The sequence below is a fragment of the Blautia sp. MSK.20.85 genome, assembly GCF_013317245.1.
Lineage (GTDB): Bacteria > Bacillota > Clostridia > Lachnospirales > Lachnospiraceae > Blautia_A.
The window spans coordinates 41,677-55,333 of the sequence record NZ_JAAIUN010000009.1; the positions used below are offsets into that span (position 1 = coordinate 41,677).

Below are 13,657 nucleotides of genomic sequence, written 5' to 3' on the forward strand. Positions count from 1 at the left end.
AATTTAAATTTCCTCCTTCTCAAGTCCTGCGTGGACCAGTTCCAGTATCCTTGAAAAATCCTCTTTCAGATAAAGATATCCCATCAGTGCCTCAAAGCCTGTAGCACGCCGGTAATCCGCCATAGTCGCATGTTTGGCCATGGTAGCGGAATGGGCATTTCTTCCTCTCCGGTATACACTTTTTTCCTCTTCTGTCAGAAGCGGTTCAAGAATTTCCATCATGCCAGACTGCGCAGACGCTTTTACAAGGCTACTGGCCTTTTTGTGGAGACGGTTTACCGGGCAGTTTGCCTTTTTCACAAGGATGGTACGGATCACCAGTTCATAAACACCATCCCCGATATAGGCCAGTGTCAGAGGTGAATAGGTCCGAAGATCTGCGTCTTTCAGATCAAACAGCTCTTTAAGCTCCCTTAAGCTCTCTGCCATTTCACACCTTCTCTTGTATCTTTCAAAATGATACCTTTTTTCAGAAGCTCGTCACGGATCTCATCTGCTCTCTTGAAATCTTTAGCCTTTCTTGCAGCCTGACGCTCCTGGATCAGATCCTCGATCTCTTTATCAAGGATTTCCTCTTTCTTCTCGATCTTCAGTCCCAGCACATCACTGAGTTTGAAAAGTTCCTCATAAAGACCTGCCGCAAATTCTTTTGAGCTGTTTTCGTTTACATTCGTGTTGGCAAATTTAACAAGCTCAAAGATGGCAGCAAGTGCATCTGCAGTGTTGAAATCATCATCCATGGCAGCTTCAAATTTGGTAACAAAGCCTTCTGCCTCTTTGAGAAGTGCAAGTTCTTCCTCTGTGATATTCTCCACTGCCGCATTGTCCTTACGGTCGCTGAGCTTGCCTGCTGCTTCCAGGATACGCTCCAGAGAATTCTTGGCTGCTTCCATCAGATCCGCACTGAAATTCAGCGGGCTTCTGTAATGCGCGTTCAGCATAAAGAAACGAAGGACCTGAAGATCATACTGCTCACCGATCTGACGTACAGTACGGAAGTTTCCAAGAGATTTGGACATCTTGCGGTTGTCGATGTTGAGGAAACCGTTATGCATCCAGTATCTTGCAAAAATCTTACCATTGCAGCACTCGCTCTGTGCGATCTCATTCTCGTGATGCGGGAAGATCAGATCCTCTCCGCCTGCATGGATATCAATCTCTTCTCCAAGATATTTTTTGGACATGACAGAGCACTCGATATGCCAGCCAGGACGTCCGTCACACCACGGTGACGGCCAGGACGGCTCGCCCTCTTTTTTCGGTTTCCAGAGTACGAAGTCCAGCGGATCTTCTTTCTGGTCCTCACCGGATACCTTCAGAGAACGGAAACCGGACTGGAGATCATCCAGATTCTTATGAGAAAGCTTGCCGTACTCTTTGAATTTCTTTACACGGAAATATACGGTTCCGTCGGCTGCCGGATACGCGTATCCCTTGTCAATAAGGGTCTGGATCATGTCGATCATGCCCTGGATCTCCTGTGTTGCCTGAGGTGCGGTTGTGGCAGGTTTTACATTCATGTCTGCCATATCTTTCTTGCACTCTTTGATATAGCGGGTGGAAATTTCCTCTGCGGAAACACCCTCTTCAATGGCTTTTTTGATAATTTTGTCATCCACATCTGTGAAGTTGGATACATAGTTAACCTCGTATCCTTTATATTCCATGTATCTTCGTACCGTATCAAAAATGATCATGGGGCGGGCATTTCCGATATGGATCAGATTGTAAACCGTAGGTCCGCAGACATACATTTTTACCTTGCCCTCTTCCAGAGGTACGAACTCCTCTTTTCTTCTTGTGAGTGTGTTAAAAATCTTCATGTTACTCTTCCTCCAATTTCCCGATTCTATACAGGGAGCAGATCGCCTGAGAAGAAATTCCCTCTCCCTGTCCTGTAAAACCAAGGCCCTCTTCTGTAGTTGCCTTGATATTCAGCTGTGATATTTCAATTCCAAGTGCTTTCGCAATGTTTTCTCTCATCTCTGGAATATGTGGTGCCATCTTTGGTTTCTGGGCAATGATCGTAGCATCAATATTCCCCACCGCATAGCCGTTTTCTTTCAGAAGTCCGGCAACATGTACCAGAAGTTTTACACTGGAAATTCCCTTATATGCAGGGTCTGTGTCCGGAAAATGTTTTCCGATGTCTCCAAGAGCCGCAGCTCCCAGAAGTGCATCCATGATCGCATGGATCAGCACATCCGCATCGGAATGACCAAGAAGGCCTTTTTCCCAGGGAATGTTTACTCCTCCAAGGATCAGATCTCTGCCTTCTGTCAGTTTATGTACATCATATCCCATTCCTACTCTTATCAAACCATTCCTCACTGCCTTTCCTGAAATTTATGCCAAGTCAACAGAACTTATTGTGATCTTTTTCTGATCAGTATGTGAGCATCTTCCGAAGCCTTAAAAGACTCAGCCTTCTTCTTGTATACGGTGCAAGGCGAAGACTCTCTTCGATCACCTCTCCCGGCAGTCCGATATCCCGGACTCTGCTTACACAACCAGCTGTATTCATCATTTCCTGCATATCTGTAACCGCCGGAAGTGCATCAATGATCTTAAGAATTCCGGGAAGCGTATCGGAAAGTTCTTTCGTGCTCACATCATCCAGAAGTTCCGGCGTATTTTCTTTTTCGATTGCTCCAAGAATTCCTTTTTTTCCAAAAGTACTCTGGAGAAGTTCCCGGTCTTCCTCTGTACAGGTATGCACTTTGCAGTTTCCTTTTCGGATGGCATCCGCAATTTTCTTGTACTCCAGAAGTACCAGCATGGTTCCTGCAGAAACTTTTTCACCGTGCAGCGCATCCAGATGCCCGTTCACAACTTCCATATCCCAGAGATGTACCAGATGATGTTCTGCTCCGGATGCAGGTCTGGAATTTCCGGTCATCTGCATGGCAAGCCCTGACAGCACCAGGGCATACATCAGTTTCTCACATGCTTCTTCTTCGCCAGCCGCAATCTCCTTCAGATTATCCTTCACAGTCCTGACAGCTTTTGTTTCCAGATTTACCACCTCTGCACAGTAATATTCTTTCGAAAGAATGCTGGCTATTTTCCAGTCTGCCAGAGCAATATATTTCCCCAGAATATCCGACACACCTGCAGCGGTAAGTCTCTTCGGTGCTTTTGCAAAAATATCCGTATCCGCAAAAACAAAAAGCGGCGCAGATGCTGCTACTGCCTTTTTCACACCGTTCCATGTCATATCTGCTACTGTAGAAGTAAATCCGTCTGAACTGGCTGCGGTGGGCACAGAGACAAAAGGAATCCGGTACTGATGGGCCACAAACCGGCTGAGATCATGGATCGTACCTGCGCCTACCGCAAGAACAAGATCAATGTCCTCTTCCATATAATTCTCCACAATTTCCACGGCCCGTTCATCTGCCTCAAGATCTTCGGCATCCAGGATCAGCACCTGGCACCGGTCGTAGATATCTTCCATCAGTTCCTCTGTTGCCTTGTAACTGTTTGTGTCACAGATCAGAAGCGGGGAAATGTATTCTCTCAGATCTCCGTCTGACATTTCTTCTTCCAGTTTCCCGATAGCTCCTGATTCAATTACAATTTCCTTAACGTCTATGTGGTGCTCCCTCCCGCAGCTGCAAGGTCGGGCAAAATCGTCCGCATCGACTCGCATGTATTTATATCCTCCTGACTTATCTTGATAATTCACAGCGTACGTCTCAATCCGCTGAATGATACAATATTACAGTTTGGTATTATACAGGATTTCTTTTTAAAAATCAATCACAGCAAAAAATCCCCTGCCGGAAGATCATCTCTTCCTGACAGGGGATTTACTGCTCGTTTTATATTATACTGCCGCGATTACTTCTACCTCACAGAGTACATTCTTCGGAAGTGTCTTAACTGCGACACAGGAACGTGCCGGTTTGTTTACGAAATATTTTGCGTATACTTCGTTAAATGCGGCAAAATCGTTCATGTCTGCAAGAAAGCATACAGTTTTGACTGCTTTCTCATAGCTGGAACCTGCTGTCTCAAGAACTGCACCAAGATTCTTCATTACGCGGTCTGCCTGCTCCTCGATGGTTGTTCCCACAACTTCTCCGGTTGCCGGGTCAACCGGGATCTGACCGGATGTGTAAAGAGTATCTCCATGGATGATTGCCTGGGAATACGGTCCGATGGCTGCCGGTGCCTTGTCTGTATGTACTGTCTTCATAATAAAAATCTCCTTTCGTGAGCTCGTGAAATCCTCCTGTTTTGTATGAAACATTCAGATACCGCTCGGCTGATTTTCATTTTAGCTCACAAATCAATCCTGGTCAAGCCGCATATTCAGATAATTGTAAACAATCCCTGAAATATCACGAATGTGCGAAACTGCATCCCCGGATTTACAGTTCTCAGACATTACGCAGAGAATATAGGTTGTCTTCTCCCCATATACAATGGCAATGTCGTGCTGGTCTGTATCCGTCTCCCCGGTCTTGTTTGCGATTTCCACAGAGGCGGAAATCCCACTGGGGATCTTGGTTGTCACCTGCTGATTCAGAAGGAGGTTCAGCATTGCTTCCGAAGCTTCCTTTGATACACATTCCCCTTTATAAATCCGGGAAAGAAGCTCTCCACAGTCCTTTACAGAAGTGGTATTTCTCCCTCCCAGCCCCGCATCTTTGGATGCGGAAGGACTCAAGGTATGCTGTACCGATGTATCCGCAAACTGACTTTCCGCAAGGAAAGCATTCACTGCCTCTGCCCCGTCTTTAAAAACACCGGATGTCGTCTGCAGGCGTACCAGCTCATTAAAAGATTCATTATCACTGACTGTGATCATATTCCAGAGAAGATCATTAACTTTTGTCGAGACTGCCGGATCAGAAACATCTTTTTTCATTTTTGCGGCTTCACTCTGAAGAACAGTATCCATATTGGCATATGTCTGTGCCATAACAAACGCCTTGATCAGGCTGGCCGAATATAAGGGCTGGCTGTTCAGCTGAAATTCCTTATCATTGGTAAGATCTTTTACATATACACTCCAGATACCGTCATAGGAACCGAAAAGTTCCGTAAGCCTGGTTTCCAGGCCCTCCATACCCAGGTCCTTTGTTTCTACCTTTCCTGTTCCATCAACAGGAAAGCCTTCCGGTGTGGTACCTTCTTCCTGCACCAGGACTCCGTTTTCTCCGCCAAAATAATAATAGCCATCAAACATCTGTCCTGCCGCATTCATTTCCAGATAATGTATTCCGGGATCTGTGACCATCTTTCCATACTGATCAAAATAATACAAACCATTATAGGTAGTCTTATCCACCACCAGATTGTCCATATACCGCACCTGCGGCGAAGCACTGAGTTTTCCCAGATTATTCACCATATAACAGCCATCAAAAGAAACTTCCGCCCCGCTCCCGTCCTCTGTGGGGGCAGTCAGATTTCTGATCTGGACAATATGCGGATTTCCTGCTGCAAATTTACCGTTTTCATCATGATAATAATATCCGTCAAATACCGTACCATCAATCACAAAATGATCAAAATAATGCACTGCCGGTGCATTTTCTCTGGTTCCGTCTTCATTCAGGCAGTAAAAACCACTGCTTTTTAAAATGTATTTCCCACTTCCATCGGGAATCGGAAGTATCTGGGACTCCTCCGTAACAGACCCAAGGCTGCCCTGTGCCGTCTGCTGCGGCGCCGCCGCTGATGCCGGCTGAGTAAGCATTACCGTGCTGAAACACACTGCCAGTATTTTTAATATTTTTTTCTGTCTCATATACTTCTTTCACTTTTCTTATCTTTGGATTTAACAGTTACTGATTTTATCCGGGTCTCATATCTTCCTGTCTGCAATGTGGATAAATTCTCTATCAGTATACCGGATTTCTTACGTCTGTCAAGTAAACGACCGCCAGAACCTGCTTACTGCCTCTTCTACAGTATTCAGTCTGCAGCTGCTCCGGTCTTTCCATTCCCTCGGAAAAATTTCTCCGTAATCCCGTCCCAGAAAACGGTCATCCAAAAGCAGGATCACACCTCTGTCCTCTTTGGTCCGGATCACACGTCCGGCGGCCTGAAGAACCTTATTCATACCAGGATAACGATAGGCATAATCAAAACCGCTCTGTTTCTTTCGGTCATAATATTCTTTCAGGATCTCCCGCTCACTGCCGATCTGCGGAAGTCCGGTTCCCACTATGATCGCTCCGATCAGACTTTCACCTGTAAGATCAACCCCCTCGGAAAAAATTCCTCCAAGTACGCAGAAACCTACCAGTGTTCCTTCCCTGCTCTGAAATTCTTCCAGAAATTCCTCCCGTTCCCGTTCGGTCATATCAGAATTCTGCCGGATACAGCGCACCCAGTCTACCGAAAATTCCTCCTCATAAACCTGATATACATCTTCCATCAGACGATAGGAAGGAAAAAACACCATATAATTCCCCTGGCGCTGCCATACACACCTGGAAATATATTCCGCAATCTTACGGTACTCTGTATGGTTTCTTCTTGTATACCGGCTGCTTACATCGCTTCCAATGAGAATTCTCCTGTTTTTTGCCGAAAACGGGGACTGCACATAAATTCCATAAGCATCTGTTTCTGTTGTAAGAAGTTCCCGGTAATACAACATCGGAAAAAGTGTTGCGGAAAAAAATACCGCACTTCTTCCCTTTTTCAGGTATTCACTTAAGTTTGCAGCCGGATTCACGCAGAACAGGCGCAGCCGGAAATCATTTTCCCCAAAGTATTCCGTATAGACCACATAGTTCTCATCCACCAGTTCTGACACATTCAGAAAATCACGCACAACAAAATAAAATTCCAGGATCTCCTTTCGAAGCTCCTCTTCCAGATTTTTTTCTTCCAGAATTTCTTCCAGCTCACCGGAAATGGTAAGAAACGTAACCGGCAGTACACCTGGGTTGGAAAGCACCTGATACGGATTTTGGGATGCCTTAAGATCCTCTTCCAGTTCCAGCATCTGCCTGCTGGCTTTATCCAGTGCCCTGGCGAGTTTTGGAAAATGTTTCCGGATTTTTTTCCGCAATGTAAAAAGTGTCTGTCTGGATATCTCCGCACTGTACATTTCTCTTCCGCGTTCTACCAGATTATGCGCTTCATCAATGAGAAAAATATAATCTCCGGAAATATTTTCCCCGAAAAAGCGTTTCAGATGGACATTGGGATCAAAGGCGTAATTATAGTCACAGATCACCCCGTCTACCCAGACGGAAAGATCCAGGCACATCTCAAAAGGACATACCTGCCATTTTTCTGCATGAGCACGGATCACTTCTCTGGAATATACCTCTTCGGTTGTCCAAAGTTCATAGACTGCATCGTTCACCCGGTCAAAATGTCCTTTCGCATAGGGGCATTTCTCCGGTGTACATTCCGGTGAATCTAGGAAACAAAGCTTTTCTTTTGCGGTAATGGCTGTGACCTTAAATTTCAGTCCATTTTCACGCAAAGTATGGAACGCTTCCCAGGCAACTGTTCCTGTAATGGTTTTTGCGGTAAGGTAAAAAAGTGTTTCGCCCTTCCCCTCTCCGATGGCACGTACAGATGGAAAAATTGCAGACATGGTTTTTCCCACTCCGGTAGGTGCCTGGACAAACAGCGTTTTCTTACTGGAAACCGTATGATATACACCACTGACGATCTCTCTCTGCCCTTCTCTGTAAGGAAACGGAAACTGCAGATCTTTCATGGATGCATTCCGTTCTTTTTTCCAGGAAAGCGAACAGGAAATCCATTTATGGTAATCATCCAGAAGTTTCTGGTACCAGTTTTTAAGTTCCTCCATGGAAAAAATTTCTCGAAACCTTCTGGTGTCTTCTGTATCCAGATGGGAATAGGTCATCTGGATCCCAATTTGGGAAAGGCCTTCTTTTTCTCCGTAAATCCACCCGTAACACATTGCCTGTGCGCGGTGGACAGGTACCGGTACCTCCATTGCCTGAAGATTTCCATAGGTGCCTTTGATCTCATCAATCCAGAACTCCCCGTCCTCAGTAAAAATTCCATCTGCGCGGCCTTCTACCTGGATGATTACATCTTCATATTCACTTTCTCTTTTCAGGGAAACTTCTGCCTGATAATTGCCCTTCATACTTCGCTGGATCTTCCGGTGAAGTCTTCCACCTTTTAGCATGGCTTCTTTATCTCCGGATGATCCACGGCTGTTATCCAGATCTCCGCTTCTCAGTATAAATTCCACCAGGTTTCTGACAGAAATCCGCACTTTTGGTTTTTCCATAATTTACTCCTGCAGCTGTCAGAGTTCTTCACCCTGCAGCTGTCCTTTTCTGCAATGCTGTATTTCAAGATTATACCACAAAAACACATACAAAAATCTCTCTGCAATCAAAAAAGACGCATGTTCTGCTTTACTTTTCATGAACTGCGCCTTTTTATTACCTTTTTTCTTTATTCATATTTCTCAGCCTACCGCATATTTGGAAAGAACCTGGTTAAAATTTTCATCCTCTCCGTAACACTTTACTGTCAGGGTTTTTGTCAGATCCAGACTCAGAAGTCCAAGGATTGACTTTGCGTCGATGATAATGCGGTTGTAAAATACATCAATATCAAAATTGCATCTGCTGGCTGCACTGACAAACTCCTGTGCGCTTTTTTCATCCAGTTTGATCTGTTTCTCCATTGCTGACCGCCTGCCTTTCTGAAGTTTTTGTATATGTCTGTTTTACACAAAAGTTAAGTTTTTGTCAATACTGTTTATTTCCTGTCAGGTGTTTTTCGACACAATGTATAATATCTTTGCTTTTTCTTTGGAAATTTTGTCAGATTTATTTGGATTTTTTTTGGATAAACAGGTCAGATTAACAGAAAAATCCGCCACAGGACTGTATGTTACATGTCCTGTGGCGGATACTGCTTCCGGAGTCAAGCGGATATTCGGATTTTGTTCAGATCCGTGTCAGAACAAAAATATCATAGATCGCTCTGACAGCTTTTTCGAAATCACGGTTCTCAACGCCGATGATGATATTCAGCTCACTGGAACCCTGATCGATCATTTTTACGTTTACATTTGCGTGAGCAAGAGCAGAGAAGATTCTTCCTGCAGTACCTCTCTGGGATTTCATTCCACGGCCTACAACTGCGATCAGCGCGAGGTCAGATTCCATCTCCACAAAGTCAGGCTGTACCAGACGGTGGATGCCTGCGATAACCTGCTGCTCTTTCTCCTCAAATTCATCCTGGTGAACATATACAGTCATGGTATCAATTCCGGACGGTACATGCTCAAAGCTGATTCCCTGATCCTCAAATACCTGGAGAACCTTACGGCCAAAACCGATCTCACTGTTCATCATGGATTTCTCAATGTTAATAGAACAGAAACCTTTCTTTCCGGCAATACCGGTAATGGTAAATTTCGGTTTCTTGCAGGTGCTCTCCACGATCAGTGTACCCTTATCCTCCGGGCTGTTTGTGTTACGGATGTTGATCGGAATTCCCTCTTTACGAACCGGGAAGATCGCATCCTCATGAAGAACAGTTGCACCCATATAAGAAAGCTCACGAAGCTCTCTGTATGTAATTGCCTCGATCGGTTCCGGATTGTGAACGATACGCGGATCTGTTACAAGGAAACCGGAAACATCGGTCCAGTTCTCATAAATATCTGCATGGATGGCTTTTGCAACCAGGGATCCGGTTACATCAGAACCACCTCTGGAAAATGTCTTCACCGTGCCATCCGCACATGCTCCGTAGAATCCCGGGATAACCGCATGCTGGGATTTGCTGAGCTTCTTGGAAAGGAGTTTATTTGTCTCCTCCGCTTCCAGATTACCGTCTTTATCAAAACGGATCACTGAAGCCGCATCCACGAAATCGTATCCAAGGTATGCAGCCATGATCTTACCATTGAGGAACTCTCCTCTGGACGCCGCATACTGAATTCCCGCCTGTGCACGGAAATCCTCATCGATCTTCTTGAACTCGTCTTCAAGAGAAAGGCTCAGCCCAAGACCTTTGATGATCTCGTAATATCTCTCTTTGATGGCATTAAGTTTCTCAGTGATATCCTCACCTTTGGATGCTGCGTCATAGCATCCGTAAAGCATATCCGTTACTTTGATATCTTCGTCAAATCTCTTTCCGGGAGCTGACGGAACTACATAACGGCGGCTCTCATCGCTGCGGATGATATCGCCCACTTTCTGAAACTGCTCCGCATTTGCAAGAGAACTTCCACCGAATTTTACAACTTTTTTCATGATAACACCTCTCACCTGTAATTTCGACTTCCAGCGCTGCATATTCACGATTCACTGCAACGCTTTACCACAGAAACCTACGGCTATTTTATTGAATAATTCATGATTTTGCAAGTCTTTCCGTTACATTTCCGCAAAAAAGTCAAATTATACAAGAGAAAAGTATCTCCTGACCTGTTTCTTATGCACAGTACTGTTTCAGAATATTCTCAAGAGCTGCAGCGCTGCTTGTGTGACAGCGGCATACAGGGATGGATTTTTTCTTTGCTTCTTCTACTGCACAGTTTACCATTTTGTGGGAAACGGTACTTGTAAACAGAATCATCAGATCCGGCACACCGATCTTTTTCTTCATGGCTCCTTTTTCTTTTGCAAAAACTTTTGCCTTACATCCGAATCCCTTACAGATATCCTCATACTGACATACCATTCTTTCATTACCGCCTACGATTACAACGCTCATAATTCACTCTCCTTTGATCTCTGAACTTTTTTTATATAACTGTTACTGGTTATCTTTAACTAACTCTTGGTTTAAAATATTGAGTTAGCATTTGCTAACTCGTTTATTATAATACCATGCCTTAAAAAGTTTGTCAAAGGTAATTTTAAATTTTGTCAGATTTTTTATATTCTGTGATCCCGCATACAGTAAGTATGCCCTCTTTTACCTGGAAATGTACATCCATTCCTGCAAAAGGCATTCCATATATCCGCTCCGGATCTTTCTGGTATGCAGGTCTTGGGTCTTCTTTAAGCACCCCTTCCAGGGCAGAGATCTTATCTTCCGGGATCTTTGCCTTCCATTCTTCGGGGATCTCCACTTTCAGGAAATGCTGCTCCACTTTTGCCGCAAAGCCGCCCAGAGCTTCCGGATGGCAGTCTGCCGCCGGCAGATATGGCTTGATATCATAGATGGGGGTTCCGTCCATCAGATCCGCACCGGATACGATCAGTACAGGGGCTTCTTTGCTCTCCAGATCGATCTTTTCCAGTTTCACGCAGGACAGCCCTACCGGATTTGGACGGAAGGGGGATCTGGTAGCAAATACGCCCATTCTTTCATTTCCACCCAGACGCGGTGGACGTACCGTAGGTGACCAGTTCTCACGGATCGCCTGGGAAAACTCCCAGAGCAGCCAGATATGAGAAAAATCTTCCATTCCCTTTACCGCTTCCCGTACCCGGTATTCCGGTTCAAAAACAACACGGGCTGTCAGTTCTTCCACACGGCCGCTCTGGCGCGGGATTCCAAATTTTGTTGGAAAATCACTTCTGATCCTTGCAATTATTTTCATATTACTCTCCCAATGTTTCGTTCATGCTTCCTGTCCGGTAGCCTGTCAGATCCATTGTAACATAGGTAAAGCCATATGTCTTAAACTCTTTTGTGATCTTTTCCCGGTTTTCCAGAACTTTGGAAAATTCTCCCGGTTCCACTTCAATGCGGGCCATCATTCCGTGGATCCGCACACGAACCTGATGGAATCCCAGATCCAGAAGAAGCTGCTCTGCTTTATCTACCATGGAAAGTTTATCCCTTGTGATCTCTTCTCCGTAAACAAATCTGGAAGAAAGGCAGGCAAAAGACTGCTTATCCCAGGTAGGAAGTCCCAGATTTCTGGACAGGATACGGATTTCTTCTTTCGCAAGCTTGGAATGGCGCAGAGGACTTGTCACCCCAAGTTCTGCCACTGCCTGAAGCCCTGGTCTGTAATCTCCGTTGTCATCCATATTGGAGCCTTCTGCGATATATGCGATCTTCTGCTCCTTTGCGATGTTGATGATCTTCTCAAACAGCTCGTGCTTACAGATATAACATCGGTTCTTCGGATTATGGGAAAAGCCTTCAATGTCCAGTTCCTCGGATTCACATACAAAGTGACGGATGCCTTCTTTTTCGCAGAAGTGGATCGCCTCTTTCAGTTCTCTCTCCGGAAAAGAACAGGACTTTGCAGTTACCGCGATCACCTGATCTCCAAGAGTATCATGAGCTGTTTTCAGAAGATAGGTGGAATCCACACCTCCGGAAAAGGCAACCGCCACGCTTTTCAGCTGGCGGAAATAGGCTTTCAGATCTTCTTCTTTTTTTAATGCTTCCTGTAATTCTTTTTCTTCCATTGTTTTCTTCACCTCTTTAATTTCTATTACAATTCTGCCATTTATTTTTATCTGAAACGATCATTCCTGTTCGCATTCCGTTAAGATATCATACTTTCCCCACTAAGTCAATATGAAATATAATTGATAATTGTATTTTCAGACCTTTTATGCTATTGTATAAGTAATAATATTTTATCAGGAGGTTTCATATGGGACAGAGACGTACCAAAGTAGAAGTACTGAACGAAAAGATTTCCAAAGTAGATTCCAAGATTGCTGCCTACACAGAGAAGATTGCAGCTCTGGAAGATGAGAAAACTGCTCTTGCAGCTCAGCTGGAGGAAATTCATAAAGCAGCCAAGAAAGCAGAAGAAGCCGCAGATCTGAAACGTCTTCTCAAACTGATGCATAAGAAAGACATTTCTGTGGAAGATCTGGAATCCATGATCTCCAAGGAAAACTGATCGCAAAAACCGGTTCCGAAGAATTTTCTTCCAAACCGGTTTTTTTATAATCTTTTCATTTTATAATTTTCTATGATACGATCTGAATATTTCTGCAGTCCTTATATTCTCTGGAACAGTTTTCCGTCAGGATTACCGCCCCTTCAAATGAAAAGAACGTCACCGCACTGATCTGTCCGAATTTGGAACTGTCGGACACTACATATTTTTCCAGGCACTGCTCCATAGCTGTTCGTTTTACCAGTGCCTCATTGGCCTCCGGTGTGGTAAAGCCTTCTCTCTGGGTCATTCCGTTGGTTCCAAAAAAGCCCTTGGTAAAATGATAATTCTTCAGCATCTGCATGGCCTGGCTTCCGATCACCGCTTCCGTGGAGCCTTTCAACTCCCCGCCGATCAGCAGCACACGGATTCCCATCTGGGCCAGGGTCCTTGCATGGGAAACACCGTTGGTCACAAAAGTCGCCCTGGAGCCGTTAAGATGTTCCAGCATATATCCGGTCGTCGTTCCCGCATCCAGATATACAAAATCCTCCGGCTGGATCAGAGATGCCGCATAAGCTGCGATCTTCTTTTTTTCCTCGATATTAAGCTCGGATTTTTGGGCTACGGTAGGCTCATAAGCATTGACTGTATGCTCCAGTGCCACTGCGCCGCCAAAAACCCTGGTCAGTTTTCCTGCCTTGTAAAGTGCTGTGATATCTCTGCGAACCGTGGATTCCGATGCATTCAGGATATCTTTCAGTTCTGTTACCGTGACACTGTTTTTTTCTCTGAGAAGGCCGAGTATGATCTCATATCTCTGCTCCGTCAGCATGTTTTTCCTCCTTTAAAAAAGACACCCCGATCAGCCGG

Annotated in this window: 14 protein-coding genes; 1 reads left to right on the forward strand and 13 read right to left on the reverse strand. The window is 44.9% G+C overall.

The features are described from left to right. Positions 1-3: 3 nt before the first annotated feature. The 12 genes from G5B12_RS07120 to larE all read right to left on the reverse strand — a co-directional run bounded on the left by G5B12_RS07120 (position 4) and on the right by larE (position 12,359). Entirely contained in the window at positions 4-429 is a 426-nt protein-coding gene (locus tag G5B12_RS07120) for a Mini-ribonuclease 3 (RefSeq protein ID WP_021977565.1), read from the reverse strand. Beyond that, a complete protein-coding gene (cysS, locus tag G5B12_RS07125) occupies positions 414-1,823 on the reverse strand; it encodes a cysteine--tRNA ligase (protein WP_021977564.1) in 1,410 nt (469 codons plus the stop codon). The genes G5B12_RS07120 and cysS overlap by 16 nt, the downstream gene beginning before the upstream one ends. Before the next feature lies 1 nt (position 1,824). Beyond that, a complete protein-coding gene (gene ispF / locus G5B12_RS07130) occupies positions 1,825-2,316 on the reverse strand; it encodes a 2-C-methyl-D-erythritol 2,4-cyclodiphosphate synthase (RefSeq protein WP_118064411.1) in 492 nt (163 codons plus the stop codon). Between the two features lie 70 nt (positions 2,317-2,386). Next, a complete protein-coding gene (locus G5B12_RS07135; RefSeq protein WP_021977562.1) occupies positions 2,387-3,652 on the reverse strand; it encodes a sn-glycerol-1-phosphate dehydrogenase in 1,266 nt (421 codons plus the stop codon). A gap of 177 nt (positions 3,653-3,829) precedes the next feature. Next, complete coding sequence (locus G5B12_RS07140; RefSeq protein ID WP_021977561.1) at positions 3,830-4,201, reverse strand: RidA family protein; 372 nt, start codon at positions 4,199-4,201, stop codon at positions 3,830-3,832. Between the two features lie 93 nt (positions 4,202-4,294). Next, on the reverse strand, positions 4,295-5,761 hold the full coding sequence (locus G5B12_RS07145; protein WP_174087977.1) for a serine hydrolase: 1,467 nt from the start codon (positions 5,759-5,761) through the stop codon (positions 4,295-4,297). Between the two features lie 120 nt (positions 5,762-5,881). Next, a complete protein-coding gene (locus tag G5B12_RS07150; RefSeq protein ID WP_174087978.1) occupies positions 5,882-8,248 on the reverse strand; it encodes an ATP-dependent DNA helicase in 2,367 nt (788 codons plus the stop codon). A gap of 183 nt (positions 8,249-8,431) precedes the next feature. Next, complete coding sequence (locus G5B12_RS07155; RefSeq protein ID WP_021977558.1) at positions 8,432-8,653, reverse strand: HPr family phosphocarrier protein; 222 nt, start codon at positions 8,651-8,653, stop codon at positions 8,432-8,434. A gap of 265 nt (positions 8,654-8,918) precedes the next feature. Continuing rightward, positions 8,919-10,238 carry an aspartate kinase gene (locus G5B12_RS07160; RefSeq protein ID WP_021977557.1) on the reverse strand — a complete coding sequence of 440 codons (1,320 nt, stop codon included), beginning with the start codon at positions 10,236-10,238 and terminating at the stop codon, positions 8,919-8,921. Between the two features lie 181 nt (positions 10,239-10,419). Beyond that, the gene (locus tag G5B12_RS07165) at positions 10,420-10,701 is read right to left on the reverse strand and encodes a DUF2325 domain-containing protein (RefSeq protein ID WP_015525835.1); all 282 of its coding nucleotides are present in this window, start codon (positions 10,699-10,701) and stop codon (positions 10,420-10,422) included. Positions 10,702-10,846: 145 nt separating this feature from the next. Further along, positions 10,847-11,536, reverse strand: a complete 690-nt coding sequence (tsaA, locus tag G5B12_RS07170; RefSeq protein ID WP_021977556.1) for a tRNA (N6-threonylcarbamoyladenosine(37)-N6)-methyltransferase TrmO — start codon at positions 11,534-11,536, stop codon at positions 10,847-10,849. A 1-nt stretch (position 11,537) separates the two neighbouring features. Then, on the reverse strand, positions 11,538-12,359 hold the full coding sequence (gene larE / locus G5B12_RS07175) for an ATP-dependent sacrificial sulfur transferase LarE (RefSeq protein ID WP_174087979.1): 822 nt from the start codon (positions 12,357-12,359) through the stop codon (positions 11,538-11,540). Between the two features lie 191 nt (positions 12,360-12,550). Between larE and G5B12_RS07180 the strand changes: the two genes are divergently transcribed. Beyond that, a complete protein-coding gene (locus G5B12_RS07180) occupies positions 12,551-12,805 on the forward strand; it encodes a hypothetical protein (RefSeq protein WP_174087980.1) in 255 nt (84 codons plus the stop codon). Between the two features lie 70 nt (positions 12,806-12,875). Here the strand turns inward: G5B12_RS07180 and G5B12_RS07185 are convergent, their stop codons facing one another. Further along, entirely contained in the window at positions 12,876-13,619 is a 744-nt protein-coding gene (locus G5B12_RS07185; protein WP_021977553.1) for a DeoR/GlpR family DNA-binding transcription regulator, read from the reverse strand. Positions 13,620-13,657 lie beyond the last annotated feature (38 nt).